Source organism: Candidatus Rhodoblastus alkanivorans (genome assembly GCF_022760755.1).
GTDB lineage: Bacteria > Pseudomonadota > Alphaproteobacteria > Rhizobiales > Beijerinckiaceae > Rhodoblastus > Rhodoblastus alkanivorans.
On record NZ_JAIVFP010000001.1, the window covers coordinates 3,070,776 to 3,095,012 of the forward strand.

Consider the following 24,237-nt stretch of genomic DNA (forward strand, 5'->3'; position numbering starts at 1 on the left):
ACATTAAAATTACGCGTTGGCACCACATGCGCTGCTAGTCAATCGAATAAATTGTAGCGTTTTTTTAATAAATCGCAAAGCTCTGAAAAATCTTCAGGTTCAATTCCTTCTACTCCTGCCAAACCGTTTCTCGCGCATGTCGCCGCCCGTCATAAGCCCTCGTCGGAAAGGCGAGGGTGTCGGTAACAGATTTAAATTTGCTAAATATCGCATATAATTTGCGATTTGTTTTGCGTGGCTTCCGTAGTGCAAATTTTCGGCTAGCGTCACCTTTCTCCGAGGAGAGCGCTGAGAACGTTGTGCTCGTAGGGATCGAAGGGATCGGGCCCTGTCGCAGTAAGTTGACTTGATCCCCTGGGACATTGGGCGCGTGGAATACGAGTTCAAACTGGAAGTCGGGCTCCGTTTCGACTCAGGACAACGGCGCCATGATAGGCAGCGGCAGCATTTCCAAATTAGTTAAGTTTGCCGCGGGCATGGCGATGTATGTGAGTGTATCTAATTAATATTGACCTTCATGTGCAGGTTTGGTCAATGAGGAGACATTTAGTATGGCTAACAATAAAGTCACCAGCGGAACAATCAGTTCAGTCGCCGTCAACCCTACAAATACAGTAATTTCCGGAACATATACGGCCTCTAATGCCAACCCCGCTAACGCTGTGTATGCCTGGGCCGTTGCTTCGGACGGGACTGGGTATTTCCTTGGTTCAGCGACGGGTCTCGGCGCCGGTGGCTCGTATACAATTACCTCCACTACGTCGATCCCGTCAGGGACCTACACAGTAGAACTCTTCAATGTTAACTCAACGACCCTTCCAACCGGCAGTCCGCTCGCCTCGGATCCCAGTCAGAACCTCTGTTTCCTCGCCGGCACGATGATACGCACGCCGGATGGCGAGGCAGCGATCGAAACCCTCAAGCGCGGAGATTTGGTCCTGACGTCGGAAGTCGTCGCGAAGCCGGTGAACTGGCTCGGCAAGCAGACGGTTTCAAGACTTTTCGCCGATCCCGTCCGCAGCCTGCCGATCCGGGTTCGTGCCGGCGCCTTGGCGCAGAACGTGCCCGTGCGCGACCTTCTGGTTTCGCCAGATCATGCTCTGCTGGTTGATGGCGTGCTGATTCATGCCGGCGCGCTGGTGAACGGGACCTCGATCGTCCGCGAGACCGATATGCCTCAGGTCTTCGTCTATTATCACGTCGAACTCGACGATCATTCGCTGATCCTCGCCGAAAACACCCCGGCCGAGACCTTCGTGGACAACGTCGATCGCATGAACTTCGACAACTGGGCGGAATTCGAAGCGCTCTATCCGGAAGGCAAGGCGGTCGAGGAACTCCCCTATCCCCGCGCCAAGGCCCATCGCCAGGTCCCGGTCTATATCCGCGTCGCCCTCGCCGACCGCGCCCACGCCATCGGCGCCGCGCCATCCGCTGTCGCCTGACCGGTTTTCACCACACATTTCGCCGGCGGCGCGCCCCACGCGCCGCCGTTTTTTTTGGCGATCCCTACCGCCGCTATATTTGAAACAGTCGAAAGGCGCGAAAGCCCGCTCCATATCCATCCGTATTCATACCGCTATTTCAGAATCTATCGACAGAATGAATTTCGTGACGTAAACTTTAAATAGGCTTGTCTTCACGACGAGCGCTGCGACATTTGATATCGCTAGCTCTGGAATTGCGAGGTAACAATGTTTTCAGTTCCGAGGACAGTGGCGCTGAGTCGATTTAAGTTGACCGTGCGACGCGCGGGGCTTCTATGTTCGTGTATGTTCGTGGATTATGTAAAATATTAACAGTTTCATAGAGAATTTAAGTGAAATTTGGGAGAACGAAATGACAGATTATACTTGGAATAACACTGTCACAAACGGCGACTGGGAAGACGCGAATAACTGGACGTCTTTGCCGTCGGGCGGAACCTATCCGCAGCTTTCGACGGACAACGCGACGATTGCGGTCTCGCCTGGCGGCGCTGGCATTACCGTCAATGTCAATTCCGGAGAAACCATTTCGATCCAAAACCTCGTCTTAACCGGGAGCCCCGGTTACGGGGCGGCCACCCTGCAGATGAATGGCGGATCGCTCACCACGAGCAGCACGATCACTTTGACCAATGGCAACTCTTACATCGACGGCTATGGGACGATCGTCGCGGACGGAGGATTCACCAAAAACGTTGGTACGCCGGGGATCACGGCGTCGGGCGGCGTACTCGATCTCACCGGAAATATTTCCCCGGGGACGATAAATCTCTTTATCGACAGCGCCTCCCTATCGACGCTCAAACTTGAGTCGACGGTCAGTCAATCCTCGATCACGATCAATAGCGCCAACCAGACGCTCGAAATCGGCGCGTCCGGCGCATTGACGCTGTCGGCGGCGGAGAGCGTCACCAATGGCGCGATCAGGATCGACGGCGGCACGCTGACCGACATGAGCGGCTTGACGATTGGCGCCGGCGCCTCGCTGACGGGAACGGGCACGGTCAATGGCCCTATCACCGGCGCCGGCACGATCACCGCCAGCGGCGGCGCGTTGACGCTGAGCGGCCAGGTTGACACTTCCGGAACGTCGTCGAGCCTGGTCATCGAGGATGGCGCGACCCTGCAATTGACGTCGACCACGGACGTCGGCTTGCCCGGCGTCAATCCGACCCTGACCTTCACCGGCAATGGTGGCCTGTTCATCGATACCGCTGCTTCTGTGGGAGGCCTGCATCTCGGGCTGATCTTCGGATTCAGTGGGGCCGACAGGATTCAAATCAAGGAGATCGGGCTAAACGACACGGTCTCCTGGGACAGCAGCTTGAATAAGCTGACCATACACAACGGCCCCGTGTCCGAATCCTTCACCTTCGAGGCGGGCACGCAGGGGCAATTTTTCACAATTTCCCAGTCGAACGGCGTCGACACCCTGCAACTTTGCTTCATGGCCGGCACGTCGATCCGCACGCCGGACGGCGATGTCGCAATCGAGACCCTCAAGCGCGGCGATCTGGTCATGACGGTCGACGGCGCCGCCAAGCCGGTGAATTGGCTCGGCCGGCAGACGGTTTCCACCATCTTCGCCGACCCCGTGCGCAGCCTGCCGATCCGTGTCCGCGCCGGCGCGTTGGCCGAAAACGCGCCAAGCCGCGATCTTCTGATTTCGCCCGATCACGCCCTGCTGGTGGAGGACGTACTGATCCAGGCCGGCGCGCTGGTTAACGGGACCTCGATCATCCGCGAGACCAAGTTGCCCAAGGTCTTCGTCTATTGCCACGTCGAACTCGACGACCACTCGCTGATCCTCGCCGAAAACACCCCGGCCGAGACCTTCGTCGATAATGTCGATCGCATGAATTTCGACAATTGGGCGGAATTCGAGGCGCTCTACCCCGAAGGCAAGGCGGTCGAGGAACTCCCCTATCCCCGCGCCAAAGCCCGCCGCCAGGTCCCGGCCTACATCCGGGTAGCCCTAGCCGACCGCGCCCAAGCCATCGGCGCCACGGAATCCGCTGTCGCGTGACGCAAGGCACATGCGACCAAAAACTGGCGGCGCGTCGCCCGCGCCGCCTTTTTTGATCGGCAGCGGCGGCTGAGCGAGTATGTTGCATGCGGGCCGTGCGGTGTCGCGCTCTCATGCTTGGCGGATTGCCGTCTCCAGGCTCTCAATCGATAACGCGCGCGCTCGGTTGAATGCTGATCGGACCCAATGTTTTTTCGTATTCTTGTGAGACGTCAGCGTGTGAATCGCTACAGCTTGACGCAATTCATGTCGCTCCAAAATCAAGGTTGTTTTCAAGTGCTTCGCGACATCTTCCGCAAGATATGATGCGATGCTTCGCGTCAACAGGCCCGGGCCGGTTGCAAGCCACACCATATCGTGGTCCCCGCGGTTGACGGCGTCGATCGCCGCCTTGAGCGCCCGTTCGATCGCCGGATGTCCCGGACGCGCGCCGATGAAGTTGTTTCCAGCCGTGCCGTATTCCTCCTGGTAAAGAACGAGATCGTGGCCGCCGGTATTGAGCGTCGAAAGTGGCGCCAGAAAACGGTCGTCAGCATCGATATAATATCCGCCCTCGCGGAACAGATAAGCCAACCTAAAAAGGTCAGCCTTCATTGCTGGCTCAATGGCGCGGTTGAAAGCGGCAAGGGCGCCTGGAAACCCCAACTCACTCAGAAACCTCCGAGCGTCGCGCAGCGAAAACAGCTGATATGAATATGTCGGATGAGACGCCCGCCAAGCCTCGCAAAGGGCGCCAACATCGGCGGGAATCTCGTCATCCCAAAATTGCAATATCTTCGCGGGAATGGAGGGCGCTTTGCATGCGGCGCATTCCGATCGCGCCAAGAGCCCTTTGCGGCGCAAAGCGATCGTCAGGAACATGGCAGCCGGCGTGTAGTCGGGCATCTCTCGAACGAGATTGGCAAGAGCCTGGATCGCGTCTTGCCTGGGCAAAGCGTCGCGAAGCTTGTCAAGAGCCCCCCGATCGATTCTGAATTCGTCAAGCAACTGCCCGACATAGCTTTGCGAGGTTTTCCATTTTCCCTGATGCTGATTCCGGTGAACCGGATTGAATCGCATCGATGTTTCCAGACGCTGTTTTGCCGATCTGAGGTCGAAACGATACAGCGCGACCTGGGCCGCCCGGCCGTTGATCGAGGGTTCCGACGGCCAGAACGCCAGCGCATCGGCGAAATGCCGTTCCGCGGCGTCAAAATCCCATTCGGCGATAGCGATTTCGGCGCGCAATGCGCATAGCCGAGCCTTGTCGCGGACATTGTGCGCTGACACCGCGTCGGCCGCCCGACGCGCTCGTTCGAATTCGCCGCGGAAGATCATCGACCTAGCCAACTGATTCCGGACTTCGAAATGTGTCGGGAACTCGGCCGAGGCTTTTGTCAGCAACGCGTGCGCGGCGGCGTAATCGCCGAAATTGTTGAACATGCCGGCCTCGGCAAGCACGATTTCCGGTCGCCGTCCAAGTCGGGCAGCCGCGTTCGCCAACGCCTGTCGAGCCTCTTGGATTTGACCGAATTTTGCGAGGGCTCGCGCTATGTTCAGATGCGCAGCCAGATTTGAGGGTTCGATTTCGAGGACCTTTCGCCGCAGGTAAGTCGCCCGCTCCAGATCGTCGAGTTGTTCCAAAAATCGCGCCAGGGTTTCGATCGCTCGAACGTGCTTCGGCTGCCGCAAAATGATTTCTTCGAGCGCGGCGACCGCTTGGCTCGTCCGTCCTTGATGAAATTCCTCCGTGGCCAATTCGATCCGCGCCGGATCCGATTTTGAATTCAACTTCAAAGCCTGCGAGAACGCCTCGCGCGCCGCAAGATGATCCCCCCTGGCCCGCGCGTTGTGTCCAAGCCGCATGTAAATGTTCGGCTGATTTGGCCGCTGAGAAAGCGCATCAAGAAGGACCTTTTGCGCCTCTTCGTTTCGGCCGGCGTCAAACAATTCCGTTGACCATTCGATCGTCGATTGGGCGGTGGCGCCCGGCGATTTGGCCGCTTCGGCGAAAAAATCCAGGGCGGCAGCTCGGTCGCCGCGCTGCCGCGCGATCAGTCCCTTGCCAATCAAAGAACCGGGGTTGCGCTCGCGCGACAATATCTCGTCATGAAGCGCTTCCGCCTCGTCCAGGCGGTAGTTCCACAAATATTCGGAAGCCAAGGCGTGTCTTGCGGAAATATGGCCTGGCTCCAGCGCAACGGCCTTTTCGAACATGGCGACCAATTCACTTTTCGAGGCTTTGTGGCGGATACCGTTGGCATAGGCGGTCAGGGCCTGAGCGGAGTCCGGATTCCGCGCCACGATCGATTCGAGAACTTCCTCTGCCTCGTCGAGACGGCCAAGCTCGCGAAGTTCGGTCGCAATAGCCTCAAACGCCCAAAGCGCTTTTGGATCCGCCTCGGCTGCAGCGCGGAAATGCGCCAACGCCGCCTCGCTGTCGCCGCGGCGGCGCGCGATCAGGCCGAGCCCGCGCCAGCCATCGGAAAGACGTGGATTTTTCGCAACCATCTCGCGGTAGACCGCTTCCGCTTCGTCGAGATAGCCGAGTTCGCGCAATTCGGTGGCAACGTCTTGGCGGGCCCATGGATGGTTTGGGTCCGCGTCGGCTGCAGCGCGGAAATGCGCCAACGCCGCCTCGCGGTCGCCGCGGCGGCGCGCGATCAGGCCGAGCCCGCGCCAGCCGTCGGGAAAACGCGGATTTTTGGCCACGATCTTGCGGCAGACCGCCTCCGCTTCGTCGAAATGGCCCAGCTGGCACAATTCGGTGGCGACGTCTTGTCGCGCCCATAGATGGTTGGGATCCGCGTCGGCTGCAGCGCGGAAATGCGCCAACGCCGCCTCGCGGTCGCCGCGGCAGCGCGCGATCAGGCCGAGCCCGCGCCAGCCGTCGAGAAAACGCGGATTTTTGGCGACGATCTTGCGGCAGACCGCCTCCGCCTCGTCAAGCCGCCCAAGTTCGCGCAATTCGTTGGCGATGTCCTGGCGCACCCCCAGATGGTTGGGGTCCGCGTCGGCTGCAGCGCGGAAATGCGCCAGTGCCCCCTCGCGGTCGCCGCGGCGGCGCGCGATCACGCCAAGCCCGTGCCAGCCTGCGCAAAAGCTGGGATTCTTCGCCACGACCTCGCGAAAAGCGGCCTCCGCCTCGTCAAGCCGCCCGAGTTCGCGCAATTCGTTGGCGATGTCCTGGCGCACCCCCAGATGGTTGGGGTCCGCGTCGGCTGCAGCGCGGAAATGCGCTAGTGCCCCCTCGCGGTCGCCGCGGCGGCGCGCGATCACGCCAAGCCCGTGCCAGCCTGCGCAAAAGCTGGGATTCTTCGCCACGACCTCGCGAAAAGCGGCCTCCGCCTCGTCAAGCCGCCCGAGTTCGCGCAATTCGTTGGCGATGTCCTGGCGCACCCCCAGATGATTGGGGTCCGCGTCGGCCGCAGCGCGGAAATGCGCCAACGCCCCCTCGCGGTCGCCACGGCGACGCGCGATCACGCCAAGCCCGTGCCAGCCTGCGCAAAAGCTGGGATTCTTCGCAACGACCTCACGAAAAGCGGCCTCGGCCTCGTCAAGCCGCCCGAGTTCGCGCAATTCGATGGCGACGTCTTGTCGCACCCCCAGATGATTGGGGTCCGCGTCGGCCGCAGCGCGGAAATGCGCCAACGCCCCCTCGCGGTCGCCGCGCGCGCGCCGCTAGGCCCGCTGCCCTTGCGTGCTCCGCATCAAACTGGACGTCGCCCACCCGAGGGTCCCCCGAAACCGCAACCTGAACTTTGCACTATGAATGGATTTGTAGCGTACGCCCAGCTCAATAGGAATATGCCGCTGTAACCGCCACTTGTCATTTTGTTCCGGCGGGGTGGCGCCGACGAGCCGACTGATTGAGATTACATATATGCCACCGACGTCGGCGGCCCCGCCTTACCTTCACCACGGCCAGGGATGCGATCAACGCCATCACTGAGTGGGTCATCATTTCCGCGTTTCGGATGGGGCAAGCTTTCGCAAGTCGAAAAGAACCGAAGGCGGCGCGGTGATCGTCCCGGCACGTCGGGAAGCTCCGCAATGTGTGCAACTCCGCCCGCCGGCTCGAATCAGAAATTTCCGCTATTCGGTCGACGCTTTCACGTCGCCCAATAAGTCGCCCGATCAGATCCTTGACCTGGCGGCTATGGTCAACTGGGTTTCCATGGGTAAACTCCGTTTACGTGCTGCGCCCCTGAATTGGCTCTGTAGACCTGCAACACATTTAGGCCATCGCCTCATGCATCCCGCTCCTCCTTTGCTGCTGATTGGCGTCCCGCGGTCCGGGTCGACCTGGCTTGCCGAGATTCTCGCTCGCGCAACGGGACGGCTTCTGGCGATGGAGCCCGACGATGCGTACCGTTGGCCCGAGGCATTGCACGCAAAACGTGGCCTCGGCGACTATCCCAATGCGTCGACGGCTCGCGCAAGCGCTGAGTTCAGGGAGTTGTGGCGGCTGGCGCTCAAAGAGCCGCGCCGATTCTCGATCGAGCGTAACGACCCTCAGAAAAGCGCGCTTGGCAGCCAATCCCTCTCGGTGACCCGCGGCATCGTCGGAGATCACCGCGTGGATACCCCCGGCTCGACCGAAATTGGCTCTGAACAACGGCTTTGCTTGCCCGACGATGAACTTGTCGTGAAGACAGTCAACGCATCTCTTTGCGCAGATGTGATCGCAGGCTGGTTGGGCGCCGAGGTGATCATGCTATCCCGGGACTTACGTAAAGTGATTTCGAGTTGGACCCTGATGGCTGGCTTCGAACCGGAGGACTTGCATCTTGATCCATGGGTGCGTCAAAACGTGTTGAGCGGAATGTCCATTCCGCAGTGCCGTACACGGCTGGAAAAAATCGCGTTGACAGTCGCAGTTTTAGACAAATCACTCAAACTGACGACGCGTCGTAACGGTTGCAGAGCGATAACATACGAGGAGTTGGTTGAGAACCCGCATCAAAAAGTCGTCGATCTGCTTACGTCTCTCGCACTGAATTGCGACGACTCTGTTCATGAATCTATTGACACGCGCCAAGCGCCAGGATCGGGCTTTGAAACGAAGCGGTCAAGCGCGCAACTTCGAGAATGGGAAACGCGACTTACAGACGATCAATGGGCTGAGGTCGATGCTGTGCTCAAGCTTTTTCGGACCTAGTGGAGTGACGCATTCGTAGGATTCCCGAATGCGCTGATTTGGTCCATGCTGTCTGGACGAGAGCAGGCATCATCGTCGAAGTCACGCCCGAAGACCGAAACCGTCTTGATGGGATCGTCGGGGATCGCAACAGTCCGCGAAAGCATGCGGCGCGCGCCCGGGTGATTCTCGCCACCGGCGAAGGCTGCGGCACGGCGGAGATCATCCGCCGGTCTGGACTGTCGAAGCCAGTCGTTTGGCGTTGGCAAGAGCGCTTCATGTGGGAAGGCGTTCATGGTCTTTTGCGCGACAAGACGCGTCCGCCTGGCAAGCCTCCGATGGCCACCGAGGTCGTCAAACGCATTGTCGATATGACACTTGGCGAACCGCCCGGTGAGACGACCCATTGGACGGGCCGCGCAATGGCGAAAATCTAAGGATCGCCACTCCACGCATTGCCGCATCCGCGACTGAGCCGGTTGAACCCGTGGGCCGGCGGCGTTAGCGCGCACTGGCGGGTTCCTCACTGTGTGTTTGTTTGCTATAGAGGCGACGCGCCGGGCCGGATGATGTGGCCATGCTTTCGTGGGCGCTTGGCAGGTCGGTCGAGGTGTTTTTTGGAGGTGTTCCGATGTCTTTCAACGAGGACGTCGCGTTTGAAGATCGGGCTTGGATTCATCTGCGCGCGACGGACAGGGTGGCGAAGGCATTTTATGAACTGAACTTATTTATCGGCTGGAATCTAGAGGTTCCAGTTAACCCTTCATTCCTTATTCGTATTCCAAAAGCAGCGTATTTTGAGAATTTTACGTCCAGCAATGGAGAGCTATATTCATCTGGAGCATTTAGTTACTCGGAAAACAGGGTTACGCGGGCAAGCGTAGGAAGATATTGCTCGATAGCGAACGATTTATCCGTCATGGGAGAACGTCATCCCTTGGAAAACGTCACCAGCTCATCATTCACCTATTGTTTCCGTCCGGATTTCAATAAGCCGCAATTTTTGCGCGCCCACAATCAGCTATTTAATAATGCCTATCCGTCGACTCCGCCGAGAATAGGGACAGCTGCCCCGCCGACACTTCAACACGACGTATGGGTTGGTCAAAATGTTCTTTTACAAAGAGGCATAACGTTGCACACTGGTTGCGTCGTTGGCGCCGGTGCTGTTGTCGCAAAGGATGTCGCGCCCTACACCATCGTCGCCGGCAATCCCGCGCGCCCAATACGGACGCGCTTTCCCCCAGAGTTATGCTCAAGACTGCTCGCGACGGAATGGTGGAATTACCATCCCAGAGTTCTATTCGAATTCGGTTTTTCGGACGTAGAGCGCTTTTGCCAGCGGATGGAGGACGCGCTTTCTGAAGGCTCGTTAGAGCCGATTCCCGTCAGCACATTGACATGGATGGATGTGCTTCAAAAAATCAAAGAAGTCGAGTAGGGCGCTCCCCGCATCATCGCCGCCGCTGCGGTGACGATCTGACGCTCGAACCTTGCTCTCCGCTCGGATGGGATGGCGAGAGCGATGGCTGATGATGGGAAATCGGCGCTTGAGGACTGGCTGAAGCCGTTCGTTGAGAAGCTGGGCCCATAAGAAGCGGCGGCAGATTTGCCCGGTTGATGTGGCTGGCCTGATTGGGCCGGGGGAACGTAAGAGCATCCTGCCGTGGCGGGCGGTTGTCTGCGCACAATCGCCACGATGCCTTTCGAGCCATTGCTGGTAATCGACGACGAGCGGTTCAATAGGATTCGTGGCCGGTTTGCTCGGCGGCGCGAACTGGCCATGTACGCCGAGAAACGCAATGAACCGGCGAATGCGGCTCAGATAGTTGTCTGAGAACCGCATTGCGCGCCGATAAACGCCACAGCGACACCGGCCAAGCTCTCCGCGACAATCCGCCGTTTTTGCGCCGCCGTCCAAACGCGTCGCCGATCCTTGCTCGCCCTCGCCCGGACCGATGCGTCGAGATCCGCCATCGTCGATAGTGTCCATTATCCCACAAGTGGACACGATCGCCGCGCCACCAAGGGCGCCAATATCGTCACGCCGCCCGCCTCAGAACAGGCGGCCTCCGGCGAAGGGATTGAAATAGCCCCGTAAGTCGCCGGACAGGCACTCCCACTTCGCTAAGAGCCTGACCTGAAATTGGTTGACCGGCCTCGCGGCCCTTGATTCCCTTGGTTTGCAACAACTTTGGGAGATTCGCGATGCCGTGGAGCGAGGCCGATCGCGCGAAGTATGAAGTCATTCGGGCGCGCTATTCAAGCGATATGTCGGAGGCCGAACTGGCGCTGATTTCGCCGCTGTTGCCGCCGCCCAAACGGCGCGGACGCAAGCCGACAGATGCCCAGATCATTCTCAACGCCTTGTTTTATTTGATCCGCTGCGGCTGCCCATGGCGATATCTGCCGAAGGATTTTCCGCCGTTCACGACCGTGCAAAACCGCTTCTACGCGTGGCGCGACAGCGGCGTGTGGGCGCAAATCATCAGCGTTCTCGTGATGGACGCCCGCGAAGCGGAAAGCCGTGAGGCCGCGCCGACGGCTGTCGTCGTCGACAGCCAATCTGTCAAGACGACGGAAGCCGGCGGCCCCCGTGGTTTCGATGCGGGCAAGAAGGTCAAGGGGCGCAAGCGCCATCTCGCCGTCGACACGATCGGTCTGCCCATCGAATGCCAGATCACGACCGCCGACGTGCAGGACCGCGACGCTCTCGCGCCGTTGCTGAAGGCCGTGCATCGCAAGAGCCCGTGGGTGAAAATGTCCTTCGTCGACGGGGGTTATCAGGGTGATGAAGCCAAGCGCGCAGCCTTCGAGGCGAGCCGCATTTCCATCACCGTCGTCAAGCGAACCGATAAAGAGGTGAAAGGATTTACGGTGCTGCCGAAACGCTGGGTCGTCGAAAGGACGCTCGGTTGGATCAATCGCGCGCGCCGTCTGTCAAAAGACTTCGAGGCGACCATCGAATCCGCCCTCGCGTGGCTGCAATTGGCCCTGGCTTTCCTTCTCATGCGAAGGCTGGCGAGGGCAAAAGCCAGTCAGAATTGAAATTCGAGTCGGGTTCTAAGAGGTAGGAGTAATGTGGTGTTTATGACTGGTGACAATCCGAAGAGTGAGGTCCTGCCGGGCCGAGAACGACGGCGTCGGCGCACGTCGGCGGAGAAATTGGCGATCATTGCCGAGACGATGGAGCCGGGCATGACGGTTAGCCTTGTCGCGCGCCGTCACGGCATCGCCCCCAATCAGCTGTTCACCTGGCGGCGGCTGGCGAACCAAGGCGCCCTGACCGCGACGCAGGCCGAGGAGGACGTCGTTCCGGCGTCCGCCTACAGGGCTTTGGTCGACCAGGTGCGCGAACTGCAGCGCCTGCTCGGCAAGAAGTCGATGGAGGCCGAAATCCTCAAAGAGGCGCTTGAAGTCGCCGTAGGCTCAAAAAAACGGATGTTGCGGTCGTTGTCGCTGCCGACGCTCAATCCACGGGACGGTTCGCGATGAAGGCCGTCTGCGAAACCCTCGGCGTCGCCCGCTCGAATGTCGCCGCGCGCATTGCCGGCGGCGCGGCCAAACGCATGGGCCGACCGCCCCTGCCGGAAGACGATCTGCTCTGCGAGATCAAGGGGATCATCGCCGAACAGCCGTCCTGGGGCTACGCCCGCGTGTGGGCCGACCTGCGCCGCAAAAGACGCGCCGAGGGCGCGGCGCCGGTCAACCGCAAGCGGGTTTATCGGGTGATGAGGGCGCACGGCCTGTTGCTTCAACGTCATGCCGGCGGCGGCGAAAACCGCCCGCATGACGGCAAGATCGCCGTTCTGCGCTCCAACCTGCGTTGGTGTTCCGACGGCTTCGAGATCGCTTGCGACAATGCCGAAAAAGTCCGCGTCGCCTTCGCGCTTGATTGCTGCGACCGGGAAGCCCTCGGCCATGTCGCCACGACGGCGGGCGTCAAGGGCGAGGACATCCGCGACCTGATGGTCAGCGCCGTCGAATATCGCTTTGGCCCGGTCAATCGCCTGCCCAGCCCGATCGAATGGCTGACCGACAACGGGTCTTGCTACATCGCTGGCGACACGAAACATTTTGCCCGCGAAATCGGCCTTGAGCCGCTGACGACGCCGGTCGAAAGCCCCCAATCGAATGGAATGGCCGACGCCTTCGTCCGCACGATCAAACGCGATTACGCGCGACGCGGCCAGGGCGGATGTGTTCGATTATATCGAGCGCTTCTACAATACCGCGCGCCGGCACTCGACCATCGGCTATCTCAGCCCGGTTGAGTTCGAAAGGAAGGTGGGATTAGAGCGAGCTCCGAACGATTTGAATCGCTTTGGGATTCCCAAATTGGCTGAAATCTGATTCATGATTCCCGCCGCGGAAGGAGGCGGCGGGAATGGCGCTTTCCGACGATCTTCGCAAACGCGTGGTTGAGGCAGTGATTGTCGACGGGCTATCGCGCAATGCGGCGGCGAAGATCTTCAAGATCGGCATCGCCAGCGCCGTGCGCTGGGTCAAGCAATTCGAGACGACGGGAGAGGTTTCGCCCAAGCCTGTGGGCGGTGATCGCCGGTCGGGCCGCATAGAAGCCCATCACGACTACCTCATGGGGCTGATCCGGCGCACGCCGGACATCACCCTCCTCGAAATCCAAGAGCGCCTGATCAAGAATTGCGGCGAGCATTTTTCGAGTTCGGTTTTGTGGCGCTTCTTCGATCGGCATGGCGTCACGTTCAAAAAAGAGCGCGCATGCCGCCGAACAGCAACGGCCGGACGTGTTGAAGCGCCGCCTTGAATGGTTCGAGGGACAGCCCGATCTCGACCCTTCGAAGCTCGTCTTCATTGATGAAACCGGCGCCTCGACCAATTTGGCTCGCAAAGGCGGCCGCTGCCGGCGCGGACGGAGGCTACGTGCCGCCGTGCCGCACGGCCATTACAAGACAGTCACGCTGGTCGCCGGCGTCAGCCCTTCGCGGCCTCGTCGCGCCGAAGGTCTTCGATCGCCCGATCAACGCCGCCCTCTTCGAAGAATGGGTGGAAAATTGCCTCGTCCCCACGCTCTCGCAAGGCGACATCGTCGTCATGGACATGTATGGACGCCCCCGTTGGAGCAAGAAGAATCTTTCGGCAAGCGCTGCGCGTAGTCGAGTGCTGACATGTATCCGGCCTCTGATGCGGCGCGTTACATGCCGCCGGCCCGTATGGGAGTTCGCGGATCGGATCCAAAACAATCTGGCGCGCTCACGGCGCTTATCCATGAACTGGTTTTTCCGACCCCGTCTCTGCGACCGTTGCGCCATACCTTCCGTTCGTTCTTCTTACGCCGTCGACAACCTCGCGCTCTTGACCTACACGGCCAAGACCGGAGCCCGGTAAACCTCACCTTTGCTGAGAATTGCCCATGCTATGCGGGCCATTTTGTTGGCCAGCGCCACTCGCACCAACATTGGAGGCTTGCGGGTTAGCATGCGATCCAACCACGAACCTGTTGGAGCGCCTTTGCGCGCCCTCCATGAGGCTACGGCGCTGGCGCCAATGATCAACAAACGCCGCAGCGTTCTTTCGCCCATTCTTGAGGTTCGTCCGAGACGTTCCTTACCTCCAGTTGACCTCTGGAGGGGCGTCAAGCCCAGCCAGGCAGCGAAGTCGCGTCCACGCTTGAACGTTTCGGTTGGCGGCGCCAGAGCGGATAGCGCCGCTGCGGTGATGGCGCCGATGCCCGGAATCGTCATCAACCGGCGCGCTGCCGGATCTTCTTTCGCTCGGCGCGCAATCTCTCGATCGAGGTTCGCCACGCGTGCGTTCAACGCGTTCAACTCCTCGGTCAGAAATTTCAAAATGTCGCGCGCGGCATTCGGCAGGTCTGTGGCTGAATCGTTCACAAGAGCGATGAGCTTTCCTGCATGCTGCGGTCCCTTCGCGACGATTATGCCGGACTCGGTCAAATGACCGCGCAATGCATTTATTATCTGTGTGCGTTGCCGAACGAGTAAATCGCGTGTTCGAAAAATGATGGTGGAGGCTTGGGCCTCTTCCGTTTTGACGGCGACGAACCTCATCGTTGGACGCTGCGCGGCTTCACAGATCGCCTCTGCGTCGGATGCGTCGCTTTTTTGCCGCTTGACGAAGGGCTTCACATAGGCCGGCGCAATTAATTTGACGCAATGCCCCAACTTGCCGATCTCTCGCCCCCAATAGTGAGCGCCGGCGCAAGCCTCCATCGCCACCGTGCATCGAGGAAGATCGGAGAAAAATGACAAAACCTGTTGGCGGCGCAGTTTCTTGCGAAATATCACAGCCCCGCTCTGGTCAGCTCCGTGAGCTTGAAACACATGTTTGGCGAGATCGAGCCCGACAATGTGAACGTTTTCCACGGACGCCTCCTTTGAATGACCCGCGACGTCGCCACTTTGGCACAACGGCGCCGTCGAGGGGGCGTCCACCCCATCAATCTGCCCGCCCATAAGGGACCGCGGGTCGAAGAGTTGATCAAGGCCGCCGGCGCCGAGTTGCCCTACCTGCCGCCCTATAGCCCTGACATGAATCCGATCGAGAAAGCCTTCTCCAAGCTCAAGGCGCATCTGCGCAAAATCGCCGAGCGAACCGTCGGCGGATTGATGCGCGCGCTCGAAACTTGCGCCGAAATCTTCAAGCCCACAGAATGCGAAAACTATTTCACAGCCTGCGGATACAATCCTGTTTGATCGGAGGCCGCTCTAGCTTAACAGACCGTCCACGAAGCCGGCAGCAGCTCACTTGCTCACACCGCGCCTGACGGCGTAAAATCCGCCGAGGCTCTAATGGCCGCTGGATGAAACATCAGTGGCAGGTCAGCGCCTCGATCAATCAATTCTAGCGTGCCAAAAGCGTGGTTGGCCGACTTTTCACATAGTTTGGGTCGGCCGTAACAAAATTCCATTTAGGAAAAAGCGCTATTTGGTGCTTGGATGATGCGAAACGGTCGGAATTAAATGAATAACGCGATTGAGCTATCCGGAGACGCTTCGGAAGATCCACGTTGGGACGGGCGTATTGAACTTATTTATGGGCGCAAAGTTGAAGGTTGGGCCTGCGATCGAAGTGCGCCCGATGTCCGGGTCGAGGTCGAGGTTTTATGTGACGGTGTGCGAGTAGGTTTCGCGTGCGCAGATCGTTATCGTAGAGATTTGTTCCTCGCTGGCGCGGGAGATGGTCGACACGGTTTCGAAATTCTGTGCGACTTTAGCTTGACTGCTGATTTTCAAATTCGCATAGTAGGAACTGAATACTTTTTACAAAGACATGGGGATATTGCTTCAAGGTCTCAGAGTGAGATTTTAGACTTTGATCCTCTTATGATATACTTAGAGTCGGCTCGCGTGACGCCGAGAGGAATAATTGAGGTAAGTGGCTGGGCGGCCGGCTATTCCGCTATTGAAGAACTCCAGATTTTCCTCGCAGGATCCATATTAGGGCAACCGGAGCTGCATGGGCCGCGGCCTGACGTTCAAGAGGCCTACCCAGAATTCGTGAATGCGGGAACATCCGGATTCTTACTGAAAGCAGAAATCGATGATGCGGCTTTGCTGCATCCCGAGATCAGTGTCGCGGCGCGACTCTTGGGTGGTGTGACTCGCACCGTTTCGAAGGAGTTGCAGATCCCCTCTGTTATTCGTCGGAAACAGCAAAACAAAAACGAATTTCACCATTTCTTCGAGCGCAGTTTGCTTACCACTGGAGGCTTTCTGAAGGTCGATGGTTGGGTCGTTAGCGCTGAGGCGATCACCGCTATCGACGTTTTGGTTGACGGAAAGAATGTCGGGCGGGCCAAATTCGGCTTGGTGCGACCAGATGTGGGCAATTTTTTCCCTTCGATTCCTTCGGCGCGCGATGGTGGTTTCTCGTTCGAGTCAGAACTTGGGGGCTCATGGAGCGGCGAACATCTGATCACGCTGGTCGCTGAGACGGAAGCGGGAACTACTCAGGCGTTGCCGCTTCCAATGTTGGCGCAGGAGGTGAGTTCAGTCGACGAGTGCGGAACGGCAGGCGCTGAAAGTGACCAAATGCGCTTCCACCTCGACGTTCCGGCTGTCTCGGAAGGCGTAGCGACGGAACCGGTGCGCGGGATGTTTTCCATCGCTGGTTGGGCAATAGCCCGATCCGGCATTGCAAATATCGACATCTATCTGGACAGCCTTCTTGTCGGCGCTGCCTCCCGCGGAATGCGTCGCCTCGATATCAACGGGGCGTTTCCAGATTGGAGCGGGTCGCTGCTCAGCGGCTTCGCGATGATGCTCCCGCGCAAGTTATTCACTGGCGAACAGCACACAATTCGCGTTGAAATTAAGGATAACGAAGGTGCGCTTAATGAAATCAAATTTGATGTTTTAGTTGACGCAAATGGCGAAGACGCGCGCTACGGGGCGTTGCGCGAGCGCATCCCGCAGGCGGAAGTCGATCTCAAACTTGATCTGATCGAAGCTTCAGCGAAGAGGCCGGTCTTCACGATCGGCGTGTTGGTGGATGGTGTCGGAAAAGAAGCGTCGGGGCGGCTGCGCAAGACGCTCGATTCCTTGCGGCGTCAAACATTCGACGATTGGCGGGTGCTCCCCTTGGCGACAAAGCCTGCGCTTGCCGCCCAAGTTTTTGAATTGGCGGCAGAATTCGACGCCAATATTGATCCGCGGCGATCGATGAGCACATTGGGCGACCAACGGATGCTCTCCGATGTGCTGGCGCCGTGGCGCGCTACCGGCGGCCGTCCCTATTTCGCGCTACTGCGTGCTGGCGACCGTTTAAGCATTGACGCCCTGCTCGAAATGGCGCTCGAGGCAGCGACTCATCCATGTGCCGATTTCATCTATAGTGACGACCGCCGCAATGATGTTTCAACTCAGGCCCTCTCGACCTTTTTCAAGCCCGAATGGTCGCCTGACCTACTGCTGTCCACCAATTATATCGGCTCCGCTTGGTGCGCCTCCTTTGATGCAGTTGCCGAGTCGCGCCTGCGCGTTGGCCAGTTGGCGCGCTTGGGCGAGTATGACACCGTCCTGCGACTGACGGAAAAGGCAAAGCAAATCAACCGTATCCCGGTGGTGCTCAGCGAACGCGAACGGGGCGTCGGAGATAGTGAAACTCAGGAAATCCACGCCCTGAACCGCGCGATCAAGCGTCGTGGCCTTGCTGGCGAAGTTTTTCGGGGAGATTTCGTTGGAAGCTACCGCGTGCGCCGGTTCGTCGCAACCCAAGGTTTAGTTTCCATTATCATGCCGACAATAGCCGCGCGCGGCTTGGTGAAAACATCAATAGAATCCATTCGAAAATATACTGCATATAAGAATTACGAAATCATCTGTATCGACAACATAAAAGATGATGCATCCGAGTGGAAGCCGTGGCTGCAAGAAAATGCCGACAAAGTTGTGGAATTTTTGGAGCCCTTTAATTGGTCTCGATTTAACAATGTCGGTGTTCAGGCGGCGAAAGGAGAATATTTACTTTTTATCAATGATGACGTTGAAGTGTTGGATCCTTATTGGTTGCATTCCCTATTGGAGCATGTAGGCCGTGAGGAAGTTGGCGTCGTTGGTCCACAACTACTTTATTCGGATTTTCGTATTCAGCATGCGGGCATGTTCCTCGCTAGTTCGGATGCCCGTCATATTTTTCGTTTTCTGGGCGAGGGCGAACCTGGCCCCTTTGGGCTAGCGCGCGTACAGCGCAATATCATCGCGGTCACCGGAGCGTGCATGCTGGTGCGCCGGAGCGTTTTTGAACATGTCGGCGGCTTCAACGAAAAGCACAGCGTCGTCAACAATGACCTGGACTTTTGCCTCCGTGTCCAACGCGCCGGAAAGGTCGTCGTCTACACGCCCCACACGCGCCTCATCCATCATGAAATGGCCAGCCGCGCGAAAATGCAGGACGTGTTCGATCCCAGTTTCACGGAGGAATGGCGGAATATTTTCCTGCTCGGCGATCCCTATTTCCATCCGGCCCTGTCGCGCGACGATATGAATTATGCCCCCGAAGGCGAACCGCCGCGGCTGATCTGCGCCGGTCGTCCTCTGTTGGCGCGCGACAAGGTCAAACGGATTCTTGTCTTGAAGCTGGATCATGTCGGCGATTTCATCACCGGGCTGCCGGCTATACAACGGCTGAAAATGCGATTCCCGCAAGCGGAGATTCATCTCTTGGCCCCCAAGGCCTCCGTCATGCTGGCCTATCTCGAACCGGCGATCGCCAATACGATCGAATTCAATTTTTTCCACGCAGTCTCGCAGCAGGGCCGTCGCGAACTAACAGAAGAGGAATTGCAGGCGCTGGAAGAAAAGCTATTGCCCTATGAGTTCGACATAGCCGTCGATCTGCGCAAGCATGCCGACACGCGCCAGATTCTCCAGCGGACCGGCGCGCGTCTGCTGGCGGGGTTCGATTTTCGCAATGAGCAGTCGTTCCTCGATGTCGCGCTCGAATGGGAAGGCGACAGCAGTTATGTCGGCAAACGCGCCCATGTCGCGGATGATTATGTCGCCCTGGTCGAGCGGATTTCGCTCGCTTGCGAGCGTGACCGGTCCGTGGTCGCCGCTCCAAGTCGTGATCGCGCCGTCGAGGCCGCGTTGAACATTCCGGCTTTGGCCGACATGCGACCTGGCCTGTTCAATCGCAAGGTGGTCTGTGTTCACCCGGCCTCGGGCAACGATCTCCGCCAATGGCCGCCGGAATATTTTGCCGCCTTGATTGACCTTCTGGTCGACATCGCCGGCGTCAACGTCGTGATCATCGGCACAGAGGGCGAGCGCCCGATCGCCCAGCTCGTGCTCGACGAAATCACTCGCCGCGACCGCGTATGGTCCCTTGTCGGGAAAACGTCCATGCGCGACGTCCCGATGCTGCTGCGGGCGGCTTCGCTCTTCGTCGGCAACAACAGCGGCCCGCATCATATCGCCGCGGCCTTGGGCACGCCGACCATCGGCGTGCATTCCGGCGTGGTTTCCGCACAGGAATGGGGGCCGTTGGGCCCTTCCGCGGTCGCGATCCAGCGCGAAATGACGTGCAGCCCTTGTTATGTCGAGGGGCTGAACAATTGTTTCCGAGACTATGCCTGCATGAGGGGACTCCGTCCGGCGGACGTGTTCCGTATCTGCCAGCAAATGCTTGGCGCCAAAATGGAACAATAGTTGCTTGTATTCGCTCGTTTTCTCGACGATTGGTCATTGACAAAGACGGTTCGAGGCGTCAAAAAAATTCTGGGGGCGTCGGCGCAGAAGCGCGCTCAATGAAGGTAAAACATTTCTTTATCAGACCGATCGCTCGGCCGACGCGAGGAAACGCTTGGTATCAGGGTGTGTCAACTTAGTGTCATAAAGGAAAGACTTCCGATGTCGGACGAAGCGAAAGCCGCCAAGACTGCCACAACTCCAGGCAAGCTTAACTGCGTTGCGAAGCCCTATCTGGCTCCTTTCAGCGTTGCAGTGAGGCAGCTGGGTTTGGACTCGACCGATTTGCCGGAAACGCTCACAATTTCCAAAGACCAGCTTCGCGGGCTTTTAACAGTCCTCCTGAAGGGCGTCGCGTTCGACCCGGATTGGTATTTGACGAAATATCCCGATATCGCCGACGCGGTTTCCAAAGGGGTCGTGCCGAGTGCTCGCGTGCATTTTGTCGAGCACGGTTATGTCGAAGGGCGGTTATCTGGACCGGTGACTGTGGATGAGCAATGGTACCTTGCGCAAAATCCTGATATTGCCGAAAGTATCGAAGTTGGGGAAGCCAAATCCTGCCAGGACCATTTCGAGATTCACGGTCGCGCCGAAGGGCGGGCGCCCTTCAAATTTTGATCCGCGCGGACGAAGCGCTATTCTGTTATCGGTTAACTGAACGGCGCGAATCGATTGGGGCCTTGCGGCATTTTATTGGGCGATTAAGCTAAACGCATTCGCTTCGGAATAGAGAAGCAACCCATTGAGACCTAACATTTATTGATTTAAGCAGATCGGAAGAAGCGGGCTATCCGGGCGGTTGCGATTTGCTTGGCTCGCAATAACCACCGCCAAATAAGGAACACATATGGAAATGGAGATAGAAAAAAACGGCGCCGAACCAGGCGAAGATGCGCCGTCGAACGAACCGGAAGCCGGTCCGGGATTCACGATCACCGAGTTTGACGAAGCCTGGTATCTATCGAAACATCCGGATGTCAAGTCCGCTGTCGCCATGCCGCGCGGTTTGCATTACGGTCGCGTCCATTATTTAAAACATGGCAAACAAGAACAGCGCGAAGCGCACTATACATCAGCACGGCGCCAACTTTTACATTTGCACATCCCGAAGACCGCCGGGTCATCGCTGCGCGCCGCCTTCGCGCGCCAGAAATACAATGTCTTTTCGATCGACCCGAATTTCAAATATGACCCTGCGGAACATTCTGCCGTCGACGTGTTCAGTGGACATGTCGGATTTCGCGCGATGACGGAGGACAAGGGTGGGCGGTTGCGCGCGGTGACGATTTTGCGCGATCCGGTCGATCGGATTCTTTCTTATTATTACCACCTCATCAAACTGCACGACGCCGGACTCGAGGTCAGCGAGCGCACCACCCTCGCCAAGAAATACCCGCTGGACGATTTTCTCTCGATCAAAGACCATCCGCATTTGCTGACGGATATGTTCAATGCCGTCACCTGGCAATTGTTGCATGGCGTAGATATAAGTGAACGAATAGCTTATCGCCGTGCCAATCCGCCGTTGAGCGACGCCGATCTGGTCAATCGCGCGACCAAAAACCTGGCTTCATGCCTGGTTGTCGGATTCCAGGATCGAATGCCGGAATTCCTCGACGATCTGACGGCCGCCTGCGGCGTGCGCCTAACGCTAGGTCAAGACAATTCCAACGACAACCGCACCCCGGTCGAGCAGATTAGCACAAAAACGCGAGATAACGTCCTGTCGTGGGTTCATCTCGACGTCGCGGTCTATCGGTGGGCCAGGTCGATACTGATCAAAGATGCCTGCCGATGACTGCCTTCCGGCAGGCGGTCGAATAAAAGTCACACATGGAGCACTTTCGTAAGCGTTTCTGCTGCCGCCTGAATTTCAGACTCGACTGTCATTTGCATCGCAGCCTCGCGTCCTGCCATACCGATTTTCTCTGCACGATTCCCATCTGCGAGAACCCAAGCAGCTTTTTCGGAAAGATCAGTCAAGTCAGATTGGACTGGAATGTAATGGACCCAAGGCTTGAGACGATGATAATACCATTGACGATAGCCGAAAGAGGATTCCACTTTCAGAACCGGAGCGCCAGCAAGCAAGTTGCAATAAAAGCCTGTTGGCCACGAGTTTCCGTCGATGGCCAGCAACGCCCGATAGTAGCGAAATAGCTCGGCAGGTACGCGCCCACGTATCAAACCTTCGGCGGATATCTCTCCCGAAGCTCCTTCCGGGAGTTGGGCGACGTGCGTGATCCCTGCATCGAGTTTGGGATCGCGCAAAGCGATCTGGCACAAACGTATGCGCGGCAATTCACGCCAGCTGCGGCCGAGCTGCCGCCCCGAAGTTCCTCCGCGCCAAAAAACAACGGGCAATCGTTCCTGCCAAGGAATAACGTTGGCATAAGCGGCTTTCAGTGCCGCATATGCCTCGGTTCTAATGAAATTTGGATCGGGTATCAAAAAATTGTCGCCACCATCACCAGAAACGAAGGCGACGCCCTTTGGAGAAGGAATATCATCCAAGTTGAGCTGGATAATGGTACTGGTTAATTGTAGCGGTGTTTGCGAATAAACCTCCTCAAGCACTCGCAACGTCGGCTGAATCTTGGATGCGAAATATTTGAAATGATGGGACTCCCTAATGGTGCGATGAAGGATGACCCGTCGTTTTGCTGGTTCCCAATTTATGATACTCGGCTGTCCTGTTTCCTCCGATTTTACAAGTTGAATCGACCCGTCCCAGGCGTCACCGAGACGACCATCGAGGATCGCGGCCAACGAAGGTTCGAACTTGATCATTTGAGGTCCACGATAAAATGAGTCAGAGAATCCTTGGACGTTTCTGGAAGCCAACTATGCGGCTCCTTGGTCCATGTTTGGATAATTAAGGCATTGAGATCGCTCGGAGAAACGACTTTGTTGATGGCGTAGCGGCGCTGCTGAGCATGCTGCGCCCATTCGTCCCCATTGTCATCTGCCGGATGATCTGAATCGATGATCGGCCCAAAGGAAATATGCTCCGATCGTGCAACGCGGACGGCGTTTGCCAACGGCGTCTCCCATTCGCGCGACCATTGAATATCGCCATGCAAGAACGCAAATTTGGAGCCGTAAGCCGCTTCATATGCCTTCAGGTATTTGCTGATGGCCTCCGCGGGCTCCAAGTCGCTGATCGGTTCGATCGCACCGATTTTCACGCTCGGAAAAAAGGCCGCAATTTCCTTGGCGTGTTGCGCAACTTGTTTGGCGATTTCAGAAATCGAAAATCCGCAGGCGTTCTTACCGTGGGCGAAATGGCCGAACCACAACTGCTCATCCATGGCCACGTATTGAAGGTCGCCGCCGAGACGCTTTACCCGGTACGCTATCGCTTTGGCGCTCGCTGGATTTGCGAAACCCTCCATGCCTTTGCCGCAATTCGGGCTAAATAATACGCCGGTTTCAACGGCCAGTGCGATATGACGTTCCTTGAGTCCAGAGAACGTTTTCCGTAAGTCGTCATCCGTTCCCTTGAGGACAAACGCAGTAGAAAGTTTGAAGACTGACACCCGTTTTGCGGCATTTTCCCAAGGCGCGTTGGGAGCAAATAAATCCATGAAATCGCACGGATAAGCTGGGTTCTTTTCAGGCCCGGACACTGGATCATGACCCGAGACCCAAATCTGGAACGCAAAGGAAGGGTTGGTGCAAGAAATAAGGTTGAGCACTGATAAAAATATTTTTATTACGGCGTTGTTCAACGTTCGTCGCATTAGGCTTTGTCCCGGTTTCAAGCTGAAGCGCATCTGACGGTTAAACGGTAACGTAGCCCATGCGTTTTTCCAGGGTTTCACACAGCAGATGACCCAAAAGAATATGGATCTCCTGTATCCGCGCCGTCACCTTGCTCGGTGCGCACAAGACCGCATCGCAGAGCGACGGCATGTCACCACCGGTTCCGCCCGTCAATCCAATCGTCGCGGCGCCGAGCTTTTTCGCCTCGCGAAGGCCGGCCAGCACATTGGCGCTGCGGCCTGAGGTCGAGATGCCGATCACGGCGTCGTTTTCGCGCACCAGAGCCTCGACCTGGCGGGCGAAAATCTGGTCGAAGCCGAGATCGTTGGCGCAGGCAGTGAGGGCGGACGTGTCCGTGGTCAGGGCCAGCGCCGCGATCGCCGGGCGGTCCACGGTGAAGCGGATCGTCAGTTCGGTCGCAATGTGCTGGGCGTCGGCGGCGCTGCCGCCATTGCCGAAAAATACCATTTTTCCACCGGCCTTGAGCTTGCTCTCGCAGATTTCAACGACCTTTGCGAAAGGTTCTTCGAGCGCCGGCAGGCAGGCGGCGATGACCTGCGCGTGCATTTCAATTCCCGCGGCCAGAATCGACCGCGGCGACGGAAGATCATCAGTTTTTGTCATTCCGAATTCCCTGGCGGATTGCGC

At 57.9% G+C, this 24,237-nt stretch carries 16 protein-coding genes and 5 pseudogenes; 14 read left to right on the forward strand and 7 right to left on the reverse strand.

What is annotated here, in order from left to right:
• The first annotated feature begins 551 nt into the window (after nt 1-551).
• Together K2U94_RS20575 and K2U94_RS14185 are read left to right on the forward strand one after the other, a co-directional pair.
• Entirely contained in the window at nt 552-1,445 is an 894-nt protein-coding gene (locus tag K2U94_RS20575) for a Hint domain-containing protein (RefSeq protein WP_272884870.1), read from the forward strand.
• A 394-nt stretch (nt 1,446-1,839) separates the two neighbouring features.
• The gene (locus K2U94_RS14185) at nt 1,840-3,513 is read left to right on the forward strand and encodes a Hint domain-containing protein (protein WP_243067825.1); all 1,674 of its coding nucleotides are present in this window, start codon (nt 1,840-1,842) and stop codon (nt 3,511-3,513) included.
• Between the two features lie 111 nt (nt 3,514-3,624).
• On the opposite strand, the gene K2U94_RS14190 is transcribed toward K2U94_RS14185, so the two are convergent.
• Together K2U94_RS14190 and K2U94_RS20815 are read right to left on the reverse strand one after the other, a co-directional pair.
• Nucleotides 3,625-6,327 (reverse strand): tetratricopeptide repeat protein, encoded by a 2,703-nt coding sequence (locus tag K2U94_RS14190; RefSeq protein WP_243067826.1) that lies wholly within the window; start codon nt 6,325-6,327, stop codon nt 3,625-3,627.
• Between the two features lie 21 nt (nt 6,328-6,348).
• Nucleotides 6,349-7,155 (reverse strand): annotated as a pseudogene (locus tag K2U94_RS20815) (tetratricopeptide repeat protein); the annotation flags it as partial.
• 289 nt (nt 7,156-7,444) lie between these two features.
• Here K2U94_RS20815 and K2U94_RS14200 point away from each other — a divergent pair.
• Nucleotides 7,445-8,653 (forward strand): sulfotransferase, encoded by a 1,209-nt coding sequence (locus tag K2U94_RS14200; RefSeq protein ID WP_243067828.1) that lies wholly within the window; start codon nt 7,445-7,447, stop codon nt 8,651-8,653.
• Here the strand turns inward: K2U94_RS14200 and K2U94_RS20880 are convergent.
• Nucleotides 8,650-9,039 (reverse strand): hypothetical protein, encoded by a 390-nt coding sequence (locus tag K2U94_RS20880; RefSeq protein WP_336606167.1) that lies wholly within the window; start codon nt 9,037-9,039, stop codon nt 8,650-8,652. The genes K2U94_RS14200 and K2U94_RS20880 overlap by 4 nt on opposite strands.
• 224 nt (nt 9,040-9,263) lie before the next feature.
• Between K2U94_RS20880 and K2U94_RS14210 the strand changes: the two genes are divergently transcribed.
• The 7 genes and pseudogenes from K2U94_RS14210 to K2U94_RS14230 all read left to right on the forward strand — a co-directional run bounded on the left by K2U94_RS14210 (nt 9,264) and on the right by K2U94_RS14230 (nt 13,418).
• Nucleotides 9,264-10,073: a CatB-related O-acetyltransferase gene (locus K2U94_RS14210; RefSeq protein WP_243067829.1), complete on the forward strand. Its 810-nt coding sequence runs from the start codon at nt 9,264-9,266 to the stop codon at nt 10,071-10,073.
• An 84-nt stretch (nt 10,074-10,157) separates the two neighbouring features.
• Nucleotides 10,158-10,299, forward strand: a pseudogene (locus tag K2U94_RS14215) (IS701 family transposase); the annotation flags it as partial.
• A 541-nt stretch (nt 10,300-10,840) separates the two neighbouring features.
• Nucleotides 10,841-11,680 (forward strand): IS5 family transposase, encoded by an 840-nt coding sequence (locus K2U94_RS14220; protein WP_243065792.1) that lies wholly within the window; start codon nt 10,841-10,843, stop codon nt 11,678-11,680.
• Nucleotides 11,681-11,722: 42 nt separating this feature from the next.
• The gene (locus K2U94_RS20825) at nt 11,723-12,127 is read left to right on the forward strand and encodes a transposase (RefSeq protein ID WP_425332526.1); all 405 of its coding nucleotides are present in this window, start codon (nt 11,723-11,725) and stop codon (nt 12,125-12,127) included.
• 74 nt (nt 12,128-12,201) lie between these two features.
• Nucleotides 12,202-12,699 (forward strand): annotated as a pseudogene (locus K2U94_RS20830) (IS3 family transposase); the annotation flags it as partial.
• Nucleotides 12,700-12,808: 109 nt separating this feature from the next.
• Nucleotides 12,809-12,985 (forward strand): annotated as a pseudogene (locus tag K2U94_RS20835) (IS3 family transposase); the annotation flags it as partial.
• A 34-nt stretch (nt 12,986-13,019) separates the two neighbouring features.
• Nucleotides 13,020-13,418: a transposase gene (locus K2U94_RS14230; RefSeq protein ID WP_243067830.1), complete on the forward strand. Its 399-nt coding sequence runs from the start codon at nt 13,020-13,022 to the stop codon at nt 13,416-13,418.
• Between the two features lie 553 nt (nt 13,419-13,971).
• On the opposite strand, the gene K2U94_RS14235 is transcribed toward K2U94_RS14230, so the two are convergent.
• Nucleotides 13,972-14,997, reverse strand: a complete 1,026-nt coding sequence (locus K2U94_RS14235; protein WP_243067831.1) for an IS110 family RNA-guided transposase — start codon at nt 14,995-14,997, stop codon at nt 13,972-13,974.
• Between the two features lie 75 nt (nt 14,998-15,072).
• Between K2U94_RS14235 and K2U94_RS14240 the strand changes: the two are divergent.
• The 4 genes and pseudogenes from K2U94_RS14240 to K2U94_RS14255 form a co-directional block, all read left to right on the forward strand.
• Nucleotides 15,073-15,327 (forward strand): annotated as a pseudogene (locus tag K2U94_RS14240) (transposase); the annotation flags it as partial.
• Between the two features lie 267 nt (nt 15,328-15,594).
• Nucleotides 15,595-19,782, forward strand: coding sequence for a glycosyltransferase family 9 protein (locus tag K2U94_RS14245; protein WP_243067832.1), 4,188 nt, complete (start codon nt 15,595-15,597; stop codon nt 19,780-19,782).
• A gap of 201 nt (nt 19,783-19,983) precedes the next feature.
• A complete protein-coding gene (locus K2U94_RS14250; protein ID WP_243067833.1) occupies nt 19,984-20,442 on the forward strand; it encodes a hypothetical protein in 459 nt (152 codons plus the stop codon).
• Between the two features lie 229 nt (nt 20,443-20,671).
• Nucleotides 20,672-21,622, forward strand: coding sequence for a sulfotransferase family 2 domain-containing protein (locus tag K2U94_RS14255; protein WP_243067834.1), 951 nt, complete (start codon nt 20,672-20,674; stop codon nt 21,620-21,622).
• Nucleotides 21,623-21,651: 29 nt separating this feature from the next.
• On the opposite strand, the gene K2U94_RS14260 is transcribed toward K2U94_RS14255, so the two are convergent.
• Genes K2U94_RS14260 through K2U94_RS14270 form a run of 3 tightly spaced genes read right to left on the reverse strand, consistent with a single transcriptional unit; the run spans nt 21,652 to nt 24,213 of the window.
• On the reverse strand, nt 21,652-22,614 hold the full coding sequence (locus tag K2U94_RS14260) for a glycosyl transferase family 90 (RefSeq protein WP_243067835.1): 963 nt from the start codon (nt 22,612-22,614) through the stop codon (nt 21,652-21,654).
• On the reverse strand, nt 22,611-23,555 hold the full coding sequence (locus K2U94_RS14265) for a hypothetical protein (protein ID WP_243067836.1): 945 nt from the start codon (nt 23,553-23,555) through the stop codon (nt 22,611-22,613). Before K2U94_RS14265 ends, K2U94_RS14260 begins: the two co-directional genes overlap by 4 nt.
• 52 nt (nt 23,556-23,607) lie before the next feature.
• Nucleotides 23,608-24,213: an SIS domain-containing protein gene (locus tag K2U94_RS14270; protein WP_243067837.1), complete on the reverse strand. Its 606-nt coding sequence runs from the start codon at nt 24,211-24,213 to the stop codon at nt 23,608-23,610.
• Nucleotides 24,214-24,237: the final 24 nt, after the last annotated feature.

What these genes read in the sequence shown, in the direction of transcription:
- K2U94_RS14185 (WP_243067825.1), top strand. Translation starts at nt 1,840, where the DNA reads ATGACAGATTATACTTGGAATAACACTGTCACAAACGGCGACTGGGAA.
- K2U94_RS14250 (WP_243067833.1), top strand. Translation starts at nt 19,984, where the DNA reads ATGTCGGACGAAGCGAAAGCCGCCAAGACTGCCACAACTCCAGGCAAG.
- K2U94_RS14245 (WP_243067832.1), top strand. Translation starts at nt 15,595, where the DNA reads ATGAATAACGCGATTGAGCTATCCGGAGACGCTTCGGAAGATCCACGT.
- K2U94_RS14255 (WP_243067834.1), top strand. Translation starts at nt 20,672, where the DNA reads ATGGAAATGGAGATAGAAAAAAACGGCGCCGAACCAGGCGAAGATGCG.
- K2U94_RS20825 (WP_425332526.1), top strand. Translation starts at nt 11,723, where the DNA reads ATGACTGGTGACAATCCGAAGAGTGAGGTCCTGCCGGGCCGAGAACGA.
- K2U94_RS14220 (WP_243065792.1), top strand. Translation starts at nt 10,841, where the DNA reads ATGCCGTGGAGCGAGGCCGATCGCGCGAAGTATGAAGTCATTCGGGCG.
- K2U94_RS14270 (WP_243067837.1), bottom strand. Translation starts at nt 24,213, where the DNA reads ATGACAAAAACTGATGATCTTCCGTCGCCGCGGTCGATTCTGGCCGCG.
- K2U94_RS20880 (WP_336606167.1), bottom strand. Translation starts at nt 9,039, where the DNA reads ATGGGTCGTCTCACCGGGCGGTTCGCCAAGTGTCATATCGACAATGCG.
- K2U94_RS14260 (WP_243067835.1), bottom strand. Translation starts at nt 22,614, where the DNA reads ATGATCAAGTTCGAACCTTCGTTGGCCGCGATCCTCGATGGTCGTCTC.
- K2U94_RS14230 (WP_243067830.1), top strand. Translation starts at nt 13,020, where the DNA reads ATGGCGCTTTCCGACGATCTTCGCAAACGCGTGGTTGAGGCAGTGATT.
- K2U94_RS14210 (WP_243067829.1), top strand. Translation starts at nt 9,264, where the DNA reads ATGTCTTTCAACGAGGACGTCGCGTTTGAAGATCGGGCTTGGATTCAT.
- K2U94_RS20575 (WP_272884870.1), top strand. Translation starts at nt 552, where the DNA reads ATGGCTAACAATAAAGTCACCAGCGGAACAATCAGTTCAGTCGCCGTC.